The sequence below is a fragment of the Achromobacter sp. MFA1 R4 genome, from assembly GCF_900156745.1.
GTDB lineage: Bacteria > Pseudomonadota > Gammaproteobacteria > Burkholderiales > Burkholderiaceae_B > Achromobacter.
Genome location: NZ_LT707065.1, coordinates 4,462,734 through 4,479,978, shown reverse-complemented (window position 1 = coordinate 4,479,978; position 17,245 = coordinate 4,462,734). Strand labels below are relative to the sequence as shown.

Below are 17,245 nucleotides of genomic sequence, written 5' to 3'. Positions count from 1 at the left end.
GGTCATGGGGAATTCCATGCGCTCATCCCACCGTCCCAATGCGCGGCTCGCACCGCACCGGGAAATTCACCGAGTTGGCGATGAAGCAGAAATGATGCGCGCGTTCGTGCAGTTTTTCCGCCAGCGCGACGTCGTCGCCAGCGCGGATCGTGACCTGGGGCCGCAGCGTGACCTGCGAAAATGCGCCGCCGCGCTCGGGGTCTTCGATCATCACGCCCTGCGCTTCGTCGCGGTATGCCTCGACCGTCACGCCCTCGACCGCGCACAGGTGCAGATACCAGAGCTTGTGGCAGGCCGAGAGCGAGGCCACCAGCATGTCCTCGGGGTTCCAGCGCGACGGGTCGCCTCGGAACGCCGGGTCCGATGACCCCGGCACATCGGGCTTGCCCGCGGACTGGATGAGGTGGTCGCGGGAATAGGCCGCGTAGCCGGACGTGCCGGCGCCGGTATTGCCGGTCCAGTCCACGGTAACGGTGTATTGGTGTTCGCCCTTCATGCCTGTCGTCCCAGTCGGCGCGCCGGCGGCCCCATGCCGCCCTGTGCGCGCAAAGCAGGCCGAGCTTAGCGCAGGCGCGGAGCGCGCGGTAGCGGTTGGCGTGGCGTCGTCGCCTTACATCCCGTTTCAGCACGCCCCGGTTACTGTCCGTATCGTGGATACGCGTCTAGCCGCCAATCACCCGCCACAGAGGAGCTCGCCATGATGAAAACCACCCTGACCTGCACCCTGAGTCTTGCGTTGCTTGCCGGCTGCGCCCCGTCCAAGCCCATCACCGCCCGCTCGGTGCCCGTGGACAATCACACCGCGCGCAACTCCCTGGACTGGGAGGGCAGCTACGACGGCACCCTGCCCTGCGCCGATTGCCCGGGCATCCGCATGCGCCTGACGCTCATGAAGGACGGCCGATACGAAAAGCTGACCCAATACCTGGACCGCCAGCCCGAACCGGAGATCGTGACCGGCACCTTCAGCTGGGAGTCTGACGGCAGCACGATCCGGCTCGACGCGGCGGGCGACAGCCAGCGTTTCTTCGTCGGCGAGAACCAGGTCACGATGCTCTACCGCGACGGCACGCGCCCCACCGGCCCGCTCGCCGGGCAATACATCCTGCGCCGCGCCCAATAGGCCATCGCACCGCAGGGGGCTTTGGCGCTATCCTCTGGCATCGACCGCGCCCGGCGGCGCGTCCCCTCCAGCAAGGAAGCCATGAAGACCGAATCCGAAATGCTCTCCGCCTTTGCTCCCACGGGCGTGCTGCGCGCGTCCATCAACCTGGGCAACCCCATCCTTGCCAACACCGATCCCGCCACCGGCCAGCCCGGCGGCGTGTCGGTCGACCTGGCCACGGAGCTTGCGCGCCGTCTGGACGTGAAGCTGGAACTTGTCGTGTTCAAATCCGCCGGCGAGTCCGTCAACGCCGTCGCGGCGGAGCAGGCGGACGTGGGCTTTTTCGCGATCGACCCGCTGCGCGGCGAGCAGATCGCCTTCACCGCGCCGTATGTCGTGATCGAGGGCGCCTACCTGGTGCGCGAGGATTCGCCCATCAAGAGCCGGGACGAGGTCGACAGCAAGGGCCAGCGCGTCGTCGTAGGCAAGGGCAGCGCCTATGACCTGTATCTGACCCGCGAACTCAAGCAGGCCGAGATCTTCCGCGCCCCCACGTCGCCCGCCGTGGTCGACACCTTCCTGCAGGAAAACATGGAAGTGGCCGCGGGCGTGAAACAGCAGCTCGAAGCGGATGCCCGGCGGCTTGGCGGACTGCGCCTCCTGGACGGCCATTTCATGCTGATCCGCCAGGCCATGGGCGTGCCCAAGCGCCGCGGCGTCAAGGCCAGCGCCTACCTGTCGGCGTTTGTCGAGGCCATGAAGCAGTCGGGCTTCGTCGCCGATGCGTTGGCGCGCCACAAGATCCAGGGCGCCGCCGTGGCGCCGCTAGAGGCTGAGGCGAAGGCCTAGCCCCCCGCTGCAGGCGAGGCGTCAGCCAACATCTGGCGCAGCCGGAACTTCTGCACCTTCCCGCTGGGCGTCGTGGGCAAGGCGTCCCGGATCTCCAGGCGTTCCGGAATGTACTGAACCGCGACGCCAAGCCCCTTCAGAAAGCCCACCAGTGCGGCCAGCTCCAGTTGCTGGCCGCGCTTCAACGTGACGACGGCGCACGCCCGCTCGCCCAGCCGCTCATCGGGATAGGCGACGATGGCGGCGCTTTCCACCGCCGGATGCCGATACAGCAGCGCTTCGATCTCCACCACGGGGATGTTCTCGCCCCCGCGGATGATGACGTCCTTGCTGCGGCCCGTGATGCGCAGATACCCGTCCGCATCGATGCGCGCCATGTCGCCCGTGTCGAACCAGCCGTCGGCGTCCGTCGCGTTGAGCTGCGGCCGCTTCAGGTAGCCGCCGAAGTTGGAAGCGGATCTCAACCACAGGCAACCTTCCTGGCCCGCCGGCAGCACAGTCCCCGACGCGTCCGTGACCTTGATCTCCACCCCGGGCAGCGGCCGGCCGTCGGTGGTGCAGGCGCGCTCGTCCGCGTCCTCCGGCAGCGTCAGCGTGACCGCGCCGTTCTCGGTCATGCCCCAGGCCGAAATGATCTTGGCGCCCAGCGTGCGGCTTGCCTGTTCAACCAGGGGTCCCGGTATCGGCGCGCCCGCGCACAGAAAGGTGCGCAGCGTCGGCACCGGATTACCCGACTGCGCCACCTCGCGCGCGATGTCGGTCAGGAAGGGGGTGGAGGCCATGCTGAAGGTGACGCCGTGCTCGCGCATCAGCCGCGCGGCCGTCGCCGCGTTCCAGATATCCAGCGTCACGGCGCTGGCCTGAAGGTAGAAAGGCATCATCAGCCCGTACATGAAGCCGGTCTGGTGCGCCATGGGCGAACCCATCAGCACCACGTCGTCCGGCCCCAGGCGCAGGCGCTCGGCATAGGCGGCGATGTTAGACAGGCACGTGTTGGCGGTGTGCATCACGCCCTTGGGCTCGCCTGTGGTGCCCGACGTGTACATGAGCTGCGTGACGTCGTCCGGACCGGGCCGGGAACGGGTCAGGATGGCGCGCGCGTCCGGCTCGCGCTCCCAGGCCGGGTCGCTCAGCCGGGCCTCGAAGCTGTCGGGCCCCGCGCCGCCCACAACGATCACATGTTCCAGCGCGGGCACGGCCGCGCGCAGGCCCTCGACCATGCCGGGGTAATCGAAACCGCGAAAGCGATCCGGAATGAGGAGCACGCGGGCTTCGCTGTGATGCAGCATGAACGACAGCTCGCGCTGTCGGAAGATGTGCATCAGCGGATTCATGACCGCGCCGATGCGCGAACACGCCAGGTACGTGACAACGAACTGCCAGCCGTTCGGCAACTGGCAGGCCACCACGTCTCCCCGCCCCACGCCCAGGCGCGCCAGCCCGACGGCCACCCGATCGGCCAGCGACGCCAGCTCGCGGCTGGTGAACTGCCTTGCCACGCCCTGTTCTGCCTGCACCGCGGTCAACGCAATCTTCTCCGGCCGCGACGCCGCGTAATCGTCCAGCAGATCGTTGATCGTGCGGTCCGGCCACCAGCCGCGCGCGATGCTCTCGGCCCGGCGCGGCGCAATCAGTACGGCGTCGAATTCCATGGCTACGTCTCCCTTATGGTTGTGATGTCCGCTGTCACCCGCCCCGCTATGCCGGCACCGCCCCGCGTCCGGCCCGATGGCGCGCGATGATGAGTTTCATGATCTGCGCGGTACCGTCCCCGATCTGAAAGCCCAGCACATCGCGCAGCCGCTGCTCCATCACGCCGCGGTCGTAGCCCCCGTGACCGAACGTCAGCAGGCACTGGTGCACCACGTCGTACGCGAGCTTGGGCGCCCACCATTTGCACATGGCGGCCTGCGAGCCGTGCGGCTGGCCCCGGTCCTTGAGCCACAGCGTCTGCAGGCACAGCAGCCGCGCCGCCTCGACCTGCGTGTCGCCCTCGGCAAGCGGATGCGACACGCCCTGGAACGCGGACAGCGGCTTGCCGAACGCCTCGCGCTGCGTCGCGTAGTCCCAAGCCTCGTCCAGCGCGGCGCGCGCGACGGCCAGGACCTGCAAGCCGATGAGCGCCCGCGAATAGTCAAAGCCCTGCATCACCTGCGCAAAGCCCCCTCCCTCCTCGCCCAGCACGTGGTCGGCGGGCACACAGACGTTCTCGAAGAACAGCGACCCGCGCCCGATCGCGCGCTGGCCATGGCAGTCGTAGCGGTTGCGGGTGACGCCAGGCAGGTCCAGCGGCACGAGCACCGCGGTCACGCCGCGCGCGCCCGAGTCCGCCGCGCCGCTGCGGCCGAACACGACTGCGGCGTCGGCCTGGTCGGCTGCGGAAATGGATGCCTTTTCCCCGTTCAGCACGTAATGGCCGTCCACGCGCTCTACGCGCAACTGCAGATTGGCGGCATCGGAGCCGCCACGCGGCTCGGTCAGCGCAATGGCCAGCAGCGCCTCGCCTTGCGTCAACCGTGCCAGCCAGGGTCTGGCGACGTCGGGACGGCCATGCTGCGCCAGGATCTGCCCGTTCAGGGACGCCAGCAGATTCACATACGACATGCTGAGGTCAGCGCGCGCCACCGCTTCGTGGATGACGCCCGCCGCGAGGCACCCCATGCCTTGCCCGCCGCAAGCCTCGGGCAGTTCGGGGGCAATAAAGCCCATGGCGCCCATTTCCCGCATCAGGCCGCGGTCCAGCACGCGCGTCCGGTCACGCTCCTGGCAACCAGGCGCGATGCGCCCGTCGGCAAAACGCCCCGCGTGTTCAGACAACGCGGACAGGTCCTCGTCGATATACGGATTCATGCCGTCTCCTTCGGGCTCGCCCTTCCGGGCGGCCCGCTGTTATTCGTCGCCCGTACCCGACGGGCGCGTGGCCGCGGTGCGCCTACTTCGCGAACTGGCGGAAATCGGGCTTGCGCTTTTCCTGGAACGCGCGCACGCCTTCGCGCGACTCGTCGGTGTCGTAATAGAGCTTGAGCGCATACATGCCCATGCCGGCGATGCCGGCCTGGTGCGCCGTGTCCATGTTGAAAGACCGCTTGGCGATCGCGAGCGCGGTGGGGCTTTTTTCCATGATCTCGGCGCACCACCTTCCGATCTCTTCGTCGAGCTGCTCATGCGGCACCACCGCATTGACCAGCCCCATGGCCAAGGCCTCGGAAGCGGGATAGCGGCGGCACAGGTACCAGATCTCGCGCGCCTTCTTCTCGCCGACCACGCGCGCCAGGTAGGCGGTGCCGTAGCCCGGGTCCACCGAGCCGACCTTGGGTCCGACCTGTCCGAATACCGCTTTTTCCGATGCGATCGTGAAATCGCAGATGGTGCACAGCACGTTGCCGCCGCCAATGGCATAGCCCTGGACGCGGGCGATCACCGGCTTGGGCACGTCGCGGATGGCATTGTGCAGTTCCTCCATCGGCAGCCCGATGGTGCCGCGGCCATCGTATTGGCCGGCATGGGCCGACTGGTCTCCCCCCGTGCAGAAGGCCTTTTCTCCGGCGCCGGCCAGCACGATCACGCCGATCTCGGGCGCATAGCCTGCGCGGTTGATGGCGTGGATCAGCTCGTCGCAGGTCCGGCCGCGGAACGCGTTCATTTTCTCGGGGCGGTTGATCGTGATCCAGGCGGCGCCGCCGCGCACGTCGTACAGAATGTCTTCGTAGTTCATCATGGCTCCATGAAGGGAAGGTGGGCCGCGCGGCCTCAGCCGTTCATCGTCAGTCCGCCGGACACGCTGAGCACCTGCCCCGTGACGTAGGCCGCGTCGTCGCTGGCAAAGAAAAGGATTGCGCCGGGCAGATCATCGGGCTGACCGATACGGCCCAGCGGAATCGCGCGCGTAAAGGCTTCGAGGAGCTTTTCGGGGTTGCCCGCGCCCTCCTTGTAGTCGGCAAACAGCGCCGTATCCGTCGGCCCGGGGCAAACCACATTCACCGTGATGCCCTGCCGCGCATGTTCGCGCGCGATGGTCTTGGAAAACGCCACGATGCCTCCCTTGCAGGCGGCATAGACCGCCTCGCCGGACGACCCGACGCGCGCCGCGTCCGACGCGATGTTCACGATGCGCCCGGCCTTGCGTGCGGCCATGCCGGGCAGCACCGCGTGGTGCAGGTGCAAGGCGCCCAGCAGATTGATCGCGATGAGCCGTTCCCATTGCGCGGGCTCGGTCTTGGTGAAAGGCTTGAACACGTCCCATCCTGCGTTGTTGACCAGGATGTCGACCGGCCCCAGCGCCGACTCTGTTTGCGCGACGGCGGCATCCACCTGCGCGCGCCGCGTGATGTCGCAGGCAATCGCCAACGCCCGCCCGCCGGCCGCTGCGATGTCGTCCGCCACGCGCTGCGCGTGCTCTGCGTTGAGATCCAGGACCGCCACGGCGGCGCCTTCCTGGGCGAAGCGCCGGCAGGTAGCCCCGCCGATACCGCCACCGCCGCCCGTCACGATTGCCGTTTTGCCCGCCAGTCTTTGCATGATTTCCTCTGCCCAGGTTGCTGGCTTGGTATCCTTGTCCCACCGATACGGAATCAAGCCAATATACGTAAACATGTTTACGCATATTAGAAGCAGCCCTACCCGCGATCAAGCACCGGACGCGCAAATAAGACCTATGACAAACCCTAATAAAAACACCGAAATAGCCCGAATGGAGCTGGCCAACAGGCTATTCTTCCGACTGTATCAATGTGCAAACATGCTGCATAAAACGGGAAGCCGCGCAGTCGAACACCTGGGGCTCACCACGCAGCAATGGGCCGTGCTGGGCGCCTTGTCGCGCCCCGAAGCCGAAGGCGGCATGAGCGTGGGCGATCTGGCGCGCTACCTCATGGTCAGCCGCCAAAGCCTGTCTGGACTGATCAGCCGCATGGAGCGGGACGGTCACATTGCCAGTGCCCCCGACGGCCGCGACCGGCGCTCTCGCCTGGTCACCATGACCGAACGCGGCCGCAAGGTGTGGACGCAGGACGCCACGCCCCGCATCCACGACTACTACGAAGGCGCGCTGGCGGAATTCTCGATGGGCGACCTCAGCCATACCCTGCACTACCTGCTCAAGCTGCTGGACAACATGCAGCAACTGGACCGGGACGCGGGGCAGGAAGAGGCTCAGTAGCGGCCGGCACGGGTTCCACGAAGCGCAGCCGGCAGGCCCGCGCGACGCGGGGCCTGCCGACACGCTTGCCGGCGCACTGATCGCCAGGCTAGTGGCTGATCATCCACGGCCGCGCGCCCGCGAATGACTTGGCGCCGTCCGCGGACGTGCGGGTCTTGCCGCGCGAACGCGGGCCGGCGCAGCACCCGCAGTTCATGCCGTGCCCGCCGCGCGTGCTGCGCGGCTCGTTCGCGTTGCGCTCGTTGGCCGCCCGCGCCCGATTGACCGCGGAGGACAGCGCCGAAATCGCCGGCGCCCCGCCCACGATGCGGCCGGCCATCGCGCCGCACTGCGGGCACGGCGCCGGATCTCGCCACTGCGCCAGCGGCCGCAACGCGGCGAATTCCCCGCAATCCCCGCACGCATAGTCATACATCGGCATCGTCGCGTCTCCTAACGGTCGCGAGACAGCGGCATGTCCACGCCGCCCTGGATGTGCTTGACGGGGCCCGACGCCGACGGCTGGATATCGAAATCGAAAATCTCCGTGGGCAGCCAGAGCGTGGCGCACGAGTTGGGAATATCGACGACCCCGCTGATGTGCCCCTGCACCGGCGCGCAGCCCAGCAGCGAATACGCCTGCGCGCCCGAATAGCCGAACTTCTTCAGGTACTCGATGGCGTTCAGGCACGCCTGACGGTAGGCCACGTTCACGTCCAGGTAATGTTGCTTGCCCGCTTCGTCGACCGAAATGCCTTCGAAGATCAGGAAGTCCTTGTAGGCCGGCGTGATCGGGCTGGGCTTGAAAATCGGATTCCTGATGGCGTACTTGTCCATGCCGCCCTTGATCAGCGACACACGCATGTGCACCCAGCCAGCCATTTCGATCGCCCCGCAGAACGTGATCTCGCCATCGCCCTGCGAAAAATGCAGATCGCCCACCGACAGCCCGCCGCCCTTCACATACACCGGGAAAAACACGCGCGCCCCGCGCGACAGGTCCTTGATGTCGCAATTGCCGCCATGCTCGCGCGGCGGCACCGTGCGCGCGCCCTCGCCTGCCGCCTTGTCGCGCTCCGCGCCTTGCAGCGCGCCCATGTGCGCCGTCTTGGGCGCGGGGGGATTGGCCAGCGGCGGCACGCGATTCGGATTGGTGTCGATCAGCGCCTGCTCGCGCCGGTTCCACGCGTCCAGCAGCTTCCTGTCCGGCAGGCAGCCGATCAGGCCCGGATGGATCAGGCCCGCGAAACTGACGCCGGGAATATGCCGCGACGACGTGAACATGCCATGGAAATCCCAGATGGATTTCTGCGCATGCGGAAAATGATCGGTGAGGAAGCCGCCGCCATTGTTGCGGCTGAAAAAGCCATTGAAGCCCCAGAGGCTGTCGGGCTTGGCGCCGATATCCAGCAGATCGACCACCAGCAGGTCGCCCGGTTCCGCGCCTTCGACGCCCACGGGTCCGGACAGGAAATGCACGGTGGACAGATCCACATCGCGCACGTCGTCGGCGCTGTCGTCGTTCTTGATCGCGCCGCCCGTCCAGTCATAGGTTTCCAGAATGAAGTCGTCCCCCGGCTTCACCCACACGGCCATCGGAATATCCGGATGCCAGCGGTTGTGGATCTGCTTGTTGTCGTAGGGGGATTGTTCCAGATCGACACTGATAAGCGTGTTGGTCATTCTCTTTCATCTCCGTCGTGACGAGTTGATAAAACAGAACTTCAGCCGATACAGGTCCAAATGCACGTCCAAATACGCGTCCAAATCCCGTTGCGGGTTGGATCTCGGGATCGATTGAACCGTCAACGATGGTAGACGCGTTCACGTGTTTGGACATACTGGTTTTCCATGCAGTGGCAGCGCGCGTGCCGCCCCGCGCAACGGGGCCATTTCGCAGCAGTTATCATGCAAGCCACGCTTTCACGCACTACCAAGGTTTCATACGCATGGCTGCCATCCACCGCCCGTCATTCGCCGCCCTCCTGATCGTCGCCGCCTGCGCCAGCGCGCCCGCGATTGCCGCCGATGACTGCATCGCGCGGGTGGACGCGGAATTGGCCCGCATCGATCAGGCGCAGGACATCCAGCGCACGCGCGAGGCGGCCAATAACCTGGAGCTGAATCGGGAGTTGTGCCAGGGCCGGCTGGACCTGCTGGATGCGCGTTTTGCGCTGAGCGACGACTTCGAGGCATGCCGACGCAAAGGCGTGCAGTTCTCGGGTCAGGTCACGCGCACGCTGACGGGCGCCTCCGACGATCTCACGGACATGAAGGCCTCGTGGATCCGGGTCTGCGGTCTGCAGATGAAGGACTGATCGGGGAGCGGGACGCAGCCCAAAAAAGGGCTGCGAAGATGATGGCAAAGGTTGCGATTGCGGCTGCAAAGGCAGCCACCGTCGCGATCGGCGCCCGACGCCGCTTTACGCGGCCTTCTTCTCCACATCGCGCGGAAAGAAGATCGCGCGGCTCGGATCGAAGCCGTACAGATGCTCGTACTCCGGCGCGTCGGCCGCCAGCGCAAGCACCGATTCCAGGATGAAGTCCGCCTTGTCGTCCGACAGAAGCGCGCTGAAATTCAGCCGCACAAAGCCGGGCTTTTCGATCTCGCGTCCATCCAGAATGGCTTGCCGCATCTGGAGCGACTGCGCATCGTCGATATCCAGCAGGCGATGCACATAAGGCCCCGCGCACGCGCAACCGCCGCGAGCCTGGATGCCAAAGCGATCGCTCAGCATCCGCGTCACCAACTGTTGATGCACGAAGCCGCCCTTGCCGTCGCGAACCCGGAACGAGAAGATCGGCAGACGATGCGCGGTCAGCGAGCCCAGCAGCTCCAGACGCTCCGCGCCCTGCCACGCCGCCAGCGCGCGCTGCACGAAATGCGCATGGCGCTGCTGCATGAAATCGGCGCCCAGCGCTTCCTTCACCAGGACGACCAACGCGGCGCGGATGTCTCCCACCACATTCGGCGTGCCCGCTTCCTCACGCGATTCCAGGCTGCCGCTGTAATCGTGCCCCACGGGCGACACGAACTTCACGGTGCCGCCGCCGGGCCAGGTCGGCGTCGTGTCGCGCACCGCATCGCGGCGCACGATGAGCACGCCCGACGCGCCGGGACCGCCGATGAACTTGTGCGGTGAAAACACGATGGCGTCGATCTGCGCGTCGGCCGCCGGCGACATCCGGACCGGCAGGTACGGCGCGCCGCCCGCATAATCCCACAGCATCTTCGCGCCACTGGCCTTCACGAGCCGCGTGATGCCCTCGACGTCCGCCACGATGCCTGTCACGTTCGACGCCGCCGACAGCGCACAAACGACCAGCGTGTCCTCAGTCGTTTTCAGCGCTTGCGCCAACTGCGCCAGATCGGGACCGCCTTCCGGGCTTTCTTCCAGCTCGACGATGTCCGCGCCGCATTCGCGCCACGGCAGGATGTTCGAATGATGCTCATAAGGCCCGATGATGACCCGCACCTTCCGGCCCGCGGCCACCGCCGCGTCCACGCCGAACAGATGCACAAGCCGATTGATGCCCGCCGTTGCGCCCGATCCCGAGAAAATCACCGCATGCGCATCGCTCGCGCCACAGCACCGCGCGATCGCCGCGCGCGCCTCGCGCCGCAGGCGCGTGATGAAGCCGCCGCAGTACGAGGCTTCGGTATGCGAGTTCGCGTAGAACGGAAGCACCTGTTCAAGCACGAAGCGCTCGACCTGCATCAACGCGCGGCCAGAGGCAACGTAATCCGCATAGACCAGGGGCTTGGCGCCGAACGGCCCGTCAATGCAGGCGTCCTTGCCGATCAATCCGTCAGCAAGCGCCGCGGCCACATCCGGGGTTTTCAGGCTGTCTTGGAATTGCTGCAACGGCGAAACGGAAGTGCGCACCGGAGCCGCGGGGAGAGGCGTATTCATGGGGAGATCACATCTGGAACAGTTCGCAACTATCATACGATGGAAGCCCCAGATGAAACATCACCGTTTTTTTGCTTAAATTCAGCCGATACGGGTCAAATGAACGACGCAATGGAAAAAATAGACCAACTCGATCTAAGCATCATCGCCTGCCTGCAAAAAGACGGATCCCTGTCCCAACGCGAGCTTGCCGATCGGGTCGGCCTGTCGCAGAACGCCTGCTGGCGCAGACTCCAGCGCTTGAACGCCTGCGGCATCATCCGCGGTACGCGCGCCGAGGTCAGCCTGGTCGAACTGGGCCTGGACCTCACGGTATTCGTCATGATCCGCACCAGCCACCACGCCAAGGCCTGGGCCGACGGCTTCCGCGAGCACGTCGAACGCCTGCCCGAAGTCACGGAGTTCTATCGCATCGGCGGAGACTGGGACTACCTGATCAAAGTCGTCTGCCGCGGCATGGCGGGGTATGACCGCTTCTATCAGAAGCTGATCACGGATTTCGAGTTGTCGACGGTGACGGGGTTTTTCAGTATGGAGGCCATTATTGAAAACCGGCCGCCGGATCTGCGGATGCTGGGGGAATGAGGCCGGGTCCCTCTAAACCCTGCTACAGATTGCCGCTTGCGTCTTGCGCAACGTTGACTGGCCATCTCGTCACGGACATTAATGTTAATCGTGGAAGCTTGCGGGTTCGCAGCATTAGTCCCGTGGACCTATCCAGCGTTGCAGGCGATAGCATAACCGCCAGGGCCATGGGGGGAGACCTTCACCTATCTCAGCGCCCTATCGACATAGCTGGAACTTACTAAGTTTCGAGAAGCTTGAATCAGGCCAATGTCTAAGGCGCCTCGATTTTGTTGGCCCCGGCAGAGCTTTGATTGCGTCATCTGCGACTCCCACCGCTCCAGTTCCCTTAACACCTAGCATTAACTAATAACTTTTCCACCCTCCTCCTATCAGCAGACCGGAAGAAAACCTCCAACTCGTGTTCCTGATCGCCGCCCCAATCAAGAGCGGAGTCTCGCAATATTTCAAGATAAACCTTCAAATCTTCTTCTGGCAAGCTTGGCAAAGCTTCATGTACGAGAACGAGCTTGCGATATGGAATCCATGCGAGATCCCTCAAACAGTCATACAAGGCATCCCAATTAAAACCAAAATACCCCGGAAACCAAAGAAGGTAATACAGGGACTTCAAAAGTTCATCCGAGATAGAGAGATTTGGATCAACACGTACATAGAAAACTTCCGCCGCATCATACGACGGAGATTTATCCAAGAATTTGAATGGCAGCATTTTCACAACTCTCAATTTTTTATCGGAATAAATGTCTTGTAGTGATCGGCTGTGTAATACATTTCACCACCTTTCCCAACGACTATTCGCTGAGGGCCTGGGCCCGAGACACCAGGAGTTGGATGTACGTACTCCGTATAATATCCCGCTGGCTTTTTCGGCAAGTCTCCACCGCGATTCTGAAATATAGAACCATCATTTCGATGCGGGAACGATCCACCTGACTTTATCCTATCCAAGGTTGGACCAAGATCAACAGTCCCTTGGAATACCTGGCCCGTTTTTTGATCAACGACCTTAACGCCATCGATGAAGCGAATTGGCTCTTTTGCACCGCCCACCTTCGAAATATCAAGCGCCTTATCCGCCTCCGCGAATACATGTATCGCTTCACCGCCCTTCTTGAGCATGCCACCAACCACCGGCACAAGACCGATCGCAGCAAAATAGCGATTGGCCTCGTCTCCTGTCGCCGCCTTACCGGTCACCAGTTCATACAGCGCACTGGCGTTTGACACACCCGGAGCCAAATCTAACACCGCCTGCGCAAGCGCGTCGCCTTTCTCCTTGGTCAGGTCGGGATAATGGGCCAGCGTAAGCACCTCGTCGTACGACGCCGTCATTCGATCAGCGTCTGCCCAACCTGCCTGCAAGCAGCTCGTGTCATTGCCGCATTGCGCTTCCAAACGCCCCACAAGCTCGGCCTTCATCCGGGCGACCTTGTCGCGGTTCCTGTACTGGCTGTTGTTCTCCACCTCTATGCGCGCCGCGATCTCTGCCGGCACCGCTGCCGCGGGATCAATCGACGCAGCAATGCCCGCGACGATGCTACTTATCAGGTTGACGCGCGCTTGTGCTTCCTCAGGAGACAGGTCCTTGCCGTTAGCTCCATCCATGCTCTCCAACAGTTTGCTTAGCACAACGCCCGAAAGTGCGCCTGCGCCGCCAGCGCCGCACGATGTGCCTTGCGCGGCTGCCCCTGCGCAGCCCAATATCGCATGCAGCGCGGCATGGCCGGCTGAGCCCTCGCCGCCTAGCACACCGCTCAACTCCTTGACCTTGGCTGCGCCCAGGGTTTGCAGGTAATTGACCGCGGCGGCCTGGATGAACTGGCTGGTGCCACCGGTCACATTTCCACTGGCCGCCCCCAGAATGACCGTCGCCCACTGGCTGTAGGTGCCCTGCGCGCCCCAATTGCTTTCCAAATCCGCGTATTCCTGAGCCGCTTTAGCGCGCTCCGCGTACGAAAGAGACTCGTCTTCCGAACGCTCCTTCGCGTCTTGGATTTCCTCGGCGCGATTCGCCATGAACTGCCCGACCTGCCGACTAGCCTCCCCGACAACCTCAAACCCCGTCCGAATCTCCTTCTCATCAAATATCGGATCCAGGCTGTTCAGCGTGTCTTTGGTGTCACGGTTCAACCCCGCAATCACCTCCGCCACCGTCTGCCCCGTCAGCGCCTTCTGCCCCGCCTCGTCAGCGATCACGATCGTGCCGCCGCTGATCCCGCTAAGCGTGGTGGAGCTGGCGTCTCCACTGGCTCCCGCCACCACCGGCGCGCCCATGCTCACGCCGTTCGAGCTGGGCAGGTTGGAGTTGGGCGTGGCCTTGCTTCCGCCCGCGACTTCGCCCTTGCCGTCGGTGCCGATGTTGCTCTTGTCCTTGCCATCGTCGTTGGCGCCGCCAAAGCTCACGCCACCGCCTAGTTGGATGGACTGGCCTTCGTAGCTGGCGTGATTCTCGACGTCGCGGTTGGTGAGGGTGCCGGTGATCAGGACGTTCTTGCCGTCGGCGACCGCTTTGTCGCTGCTGGCGATGACGCCGCCGATCAGGCCGGTGTTCTTGGCGACATCGAGTTGGAAGCCGCCGTCGCCCGCCCACAGGCCTGACTGCTCAGTAACGCTGGCGTATTGGCTGTTGATCTTGGTGTTGCCGTAGTTGCCGCTGACCGAGCTGGCGCCATGGCAGATGGGAGGAATGCACAGGCTTACCTGCACGCCCACGCTGCGGTCGCGCGCCGTGTAGTTGCTGATGTCCTGCAGGCTTTCGATGGTGAGGTCACCGCCCACCGTGGCCAGGATCCGGTCGGCGCTCGCTTGCGCGCCGCGCAGGACCGTGTCGCCGCCGGAGTTCATGGTCAGCGCATTGCCGGCCTGCACGTGCGTGTTGTTCCACGTCAGGTCCTCGCCATTGCTCTTGCTCTTGCTGCCGCCCGCGCCCAGGTTGATGCTGAAGCCGGTCTGGGTTCCCCCAATCGAGAAACCCACGCCAATGCTGGCGCTGCTGCTCTTGCCGTCGGTCTTTTGGCTGGCGGTGTTCTGCTGGGCGGTGAGCAGGATGTCGCCTTGCGCATCCAGGACAATGTTGCGGCCCGCGGCCAGGTCAGAGCCCGACACGATGATGTCGGACTTGTCGCCCTTGCCGGCAGCGATGATCGTCATATCACGGCCGGCCGAAATGGCAGCGCCGCTTGCGGTACTGCTTTGGCCGGTGCTGGTCTGGCTGGCGCTGCTGGCGCCCAGGTCGACGTTGATGTTGATGCCGCCGACCTTGGCGGGGTCTTTGGCTACCGCGTCGTAGGCATTCTTGGCCGCCAGGCCCGCCGCGACTGCCGCGATGGCCTGGAGGCGGCCATTGTTGGTCTCCTGGGCGGCCTCGCGCATGCGGTTGGTGCTCTGCACGGCGCTGACGACCGGATTGCTGGCGCTGATGGTTACGCCGATCTGGCTGCTCTCCTGGAACTGGCGATAGACGCTGGTGTCGTAGCTGCCTTCGATGGCGACTGACTGACCGGCCATGAGCAGATCCCGGCCTGCGCGGATATCGCTTCCGCGCACCAGTACGTCCTCCATGGCGACGATCGAGACGTCGCCCAGATGGCTGGTAATGGTGCTGCCGGCTGCGCTTGGCGTGCTGCTGCGCTCATCCAGGCTGCCGCTGCTACTGCGCACCCCAACGGAAAAGCCGCTGCCCTCACGCCCCAGATCGCCCACCGTCTTGTTGCTATAGCTGCTGCTGTGGTCGCGCGTCGCGCTGCCCGTGTCGATGACGATCGATCCGCGGTTGGCCAAAAGGCCCACGTTGTTGATGGCGTCGATGGCCGATCCGGCGATGCGGATGTCGCCGTCACGGCTGTTCAGATGAACGCTGTTCCCGGTGATGAGCGATGAGGTCTGCCACGTGCCGGAGGACAATTCATCGGAGTGCGCCGATTCGCTGCCGTAGGGGAACACCTTGACGCCGCTGGAATTGGGCCCGCCATCGATCGCGCGTCCGATGTCGCCCAGGCTCATGCTGCCTATCGAGAAGCTGGTGCTCTTGCTCGATTCCTCGCTGGTCTGATTCTGACGATTGTCGGAACCGACGACGGCGATGTTGCGCTGGGCATCCAGTACGACACCGCCCTGGGCGCGCAGGGTGGAACCGGAGATCAGGATGTCGCCATCCTGCGCCCGGCCCGAGGCATCGCGCGAGCCGTTCCCGGTCGCACGAATCACGATATCGCCCGCGGCGCTCAGCGAAGAACCGCTACTTACCTGGCTGTACGAGTCGAACGAGCCGCCGCTCTTGCTGCTGCTGTAGGACAGCGACACCCCCGGCGTCGTAGCCCCGCTGTGACCGAGCTCTTGCGCCTTGGATTTGGCGGAACCTGCTGCGGACACGTTCTTGACAGTGTCCATCAAGGTGCCGACAACGGAAACTCCGAAGCCGCTTTGCTTGAGCGAGTACTCGCTGTGGGTGTTCTCGATATCGCGGCCGGCCACGATTGCAACGTTCTCGCCCTGGATATCGATGTTGCCCGTGCTGCCTGCGATATCGCCTGCAGCCTTGCCCGCCACGACGTCGCTGCCGGCAACCAGGACGTCCCGGCCAGCCGTCATGATGACGTTTCCGCCCGTGGTGCCCAGGAGGCTGCGCGCGTCGCTCTGCGTCATCCCGTCGACGGTCTGCAGTGTCTTGGAATCGCTGCTCTTGTATGAAATGCCAAAGCCGCCAGAGGACAGGCCGCTTTTCTTCACGCGTTCGTAGTGGCTTTCTCCGTAGGTGTTGGTTCCCGCCGTCACCGACAGATCGCGGCCCGCGTCGACGATGAGATCCTTGCTGGCAAGAACCTGCGAGGCGTTGAGCGAGAAGTCCCTGCCGGCCTGGAAAACCGCCTCTTCCCCGCTGAAGGTCGACCCTTGCGCTTGAGTCCAGGCCATCGAGTCGGCCTGATGCGTGGTCTTGCTGGAGAGAAATCCGCGGGTTTTGTAGTGCACCTCGTCGTGGGCGGAGGCCGAGGCCTCTCCGGCGCCGATGTTGATGTCGCGGCCTGCTACGACACCCAACCGATTGCCGGCCATGACATCCGCTGCACGAGCGTTGAAGTCCCGCTCCGCAATCAGCGTGAGATTGCCGTCAGCGGCAATGACCGTCCCGACTTCGCTGCTGGTGCTCAGATCGTGGCGGTTCTTGCTATTGCGCACAAGCGATTCGTTATGGCTCTGCGTAAGCGTGGCCAGGTTGATATCCCGTCCCGCCTGCAGGCGCGCGTCTTCCGTGGCGGTGACTTGCGCCGCCGTAAGCTTGACGTCGCGGCCGGCCATGAGGGTGCCGTCGCCCTTCAGGTTGCCTTCGCGCACCAGGAGGTAGACCTGCGGGACCAGCACGGTCTCGGTGGTGCCGTCGGGCAGCGTGACGGTCTGCTCGACCAGCCAGACGAGGTCGGTGGTGAGCTGGCGCTGCTGCGCTTCGGTCAACGCCGCGCCCAGCTTGATGCCGTTGGTCAGCGCGAACTGGGCGCCGTTGATGACAAGCTGGGCGAGCGACCCCGCTAACTCACATGCCGCGGGACAGCTTTCAAATTCATACGGGCTCCAGTAGGCCTAACGGAGCGCACATCTTCGCGCCTCTCAACAAGCACCGGCCTGGGACGATGCAAGCGAAGTTCATTAATCCTTCAA

The 17,245-nt window shown here is 64.4% G+C and carries 15 protein-coding genes; 5 read left to right on the top strand and 10 right to left on the bottom strand.

Annotated elements, in window-relative coordinates:
• Positions 1–22: 22 nt before the first annotated feature.
• The gene (locus BXA00_RS20520) at positions 23–496 is read right to left on the bottom strand and encodes an OsmC family protein (protein WP_076520270.1); all 474 of its coding nucleotides are present in this window, start codon (positions 494–496) and stop codon (positions 23–25) included.
• A 201-nt stretch (positions 497–697) separates the two neighbouring features.
• Between BXA00_RS20520 and BXA00_RS20515 the strand changes: the two genes are divergently transcribed.
• Positions 698–1,123 (top strand): copper resistance protein NlpE, encoded by a 426-nt coding sequence (locus tag BXA00_RS20515; protein WP_076520269.1) that lies wholly within the window; start codon positions 698–700, stop codon positions 1,121–1,123.
• A gap of 81 nt (positions 1,124–1,204) precedes the next feature.
• A complete protein-coding gene (locus tag BXA00_RS20510) occupies positions 1,205–1,954 on the top strand; it encodes an ABC transporter substrate-binding protein (protein ID WP_076520268.1) in 750 nt (249 codons plus the stop codon).
• Here BXA00_RS20510 and aliA read toward each other — a convergent pair.
• From aliA to badH, 4 genes are all read right to left on the bottom strand, one after another.
• Positions 1,951–3,606: a cyclohexanecarboxylate-CoA ligase gene (aliA, locus tag BXA00_RS20505; RefSeq protein WP_076520267.1), complete on the bottom strand. Its 1,656-nt coding sequence runs from the start codon at positions 3,604–3,606 to the stop codon at positions 1,951–1,953. The two genes, BXA00_RS20510 and aliA, sit on opposite strands and share 4 nt — an antisense overlap.
• A gap of 46 nt (positions 3,607–3,652) precedes the next feature.
• Positions 3,653–4,804, bottom strand: coding sequence for a cyclohexanecarboxyl-CoA dehydrogenase (aliB, locus tag BXA00_RS20500; RefSeq protein WP_076520266.1), 1,152 nt, complete (start codon positions 4,802–4,804; stop codon positions 3,653–3,655).
• 82 nt (positions 4,805–4,886) lie between these two features.
• Positions 4,887–5,669 (bottom strand): 2-ketocyclohexanecarboxyl-CoA hydrolase, encoded by a 783-nt coding sequence (gene badI, locus BXA00_RS20495; protein WP_076520265.1) that lies wholly within the window; start codon positions 5,667–5,669, stop codon positions 4,887–4,889.
• Positions 5,670–5,704: 35 nt separating this feature from the next.
• Positions 5,705–6,472: a 2-hydroxycyclohexanecarboxyl-CoA dehydrogenase gene (gene badH / locus BXA00_RS20490; protein WP_076520264.1), complete on the bottom strand. Its 768-nt coding sequence runs from the start codon at positions 6,470–6,472 to the stop codon at positions 5,705–5,707.
• Positions 6,473–6,644: 172 nt separating this feature from the next.
• On the opposite strand from badH, the gene BXA00_RS20485 reads away from it, so the two are divergent.
• A complete protein-coding gene (locus tag BXA00_RS20485; RefSeq protein WP_092580110.1) occupies positions 6,645–7,112 on the top strand; it encodes a MarR family winged helix-turn-helix transcriptional regulator in 468 nt (155 codons plus the stop codon).
• An 88-nt stretch (positions 7,113–7,200) separates the two neighbouring features.
• Here the strand turns inward: BXA00_RS20485 and BXA00_RS20480 are convergent, their stop codons facing one another.
• Positions 7,201–7,533 carry an FmdB family zinc ribbon protein gene (locus BXA00_RS20480; RefSeq protein WP_076520262.1) on the bottom strand — a complete coding sequence of 111 codons (333 nt, stop codon included), beginning with the start codon at positions 7,531–7,533 and terminating at the stop codon, positions 7,201–7,203.
• Positions 7,534–7,544: 11 nt separating this feature from the next.
• Positions 7,545–8,774 carry a formamidase gene (gene fmdA, locus BXA00_RS20475; RefSeq protein ID WP_076520261.1) on the bottom strand — a complete coding sequence of 410 codons (1,230 nt, stop codon included), beginning with the start codon at positions 8,772–8,774 and terminating at the stop codon, positions 7,545–7,547.
• A 266-nt stretch (positions 8,775–9,040) separates the two neighbouring features.
• On the opposite strand from fmdA, the gene BXA00_RS20470 reads away from it, so the two are divergent.
• A complete protein-coding gene (locus tag BXA00_RS20470) occupies positions 9,041–9,409 on the top strand; it encodes a hypothetical protein (RefSeq protein ID WP_076520260.1) in 369 nt (122 codons plus the stop codon).
• Positions 9,410–9,514: 105 nt separating this feature from the next.
• On the opposite strand, the gene BXA00_RS20465 is transcribed toward BXA00_RS20470, so the two are convergent.
• On the bottom strand, positions 9,515–11,005 hold the full coding sequence (locus BXA00_RS20465) for an aminotransferase class V-fold PLP-dependent enzyme (protein ID WP_076520259.1): 1,491 nt from the start codon (positions 11,003–11,005) through the stop codon (positions 9,515–9,517).
• Between the two features lie 111 nt (positions 11,006–11,116).
• Between BXA00_RS20465 and BXA00_RS20460 the strand changes: the two genes are divergently transcribed.
• Positions 11,117–11,590 carry an Lrp/AsnC family transcriptional regulator gene (locus tag BXA00_RS20460; RefSeq protein WP_231952121.1) on the top strand — a complete coding sequence of 158 codons (474 nt, stop codon included), beginning with the start codon at positions 11,117–11,119 and terminating at the stop codon, positions 11,588–11,590.
• Between the two features lie 328 nt (positions 11,591–11,918).
• On the opposite strand, the gene BXA00_RS20455 is transcribed toward BXA00_RS20460, so the two are convergent.
• Positions 11,919–12,302: a barstar family protein gene (locus BXA00_RS20455; RefSeq protein ID WP_076520257.1), complete on the bottom strand. Its 384-nt coding sequence runs from the start codon at positions 12,300–12,302 to the stop codon at positions 11,919–11,921.
• A gap of 11 nt (positions 12,303–12,313) precedes the next feature.
• A complete protein-coding gene (locus BXA00_RS20450; RefSeq protein WP_076520256.1) occupies positions 12,314–17,041 on the bottom strand; it encodes a hemagglutinin repeat-containing protein in 4,728 nt (1,575 codons plus the stop codon).
• Between the last annotated feature and the right edge of the window lie 204 nt (positions 17,042–17,245).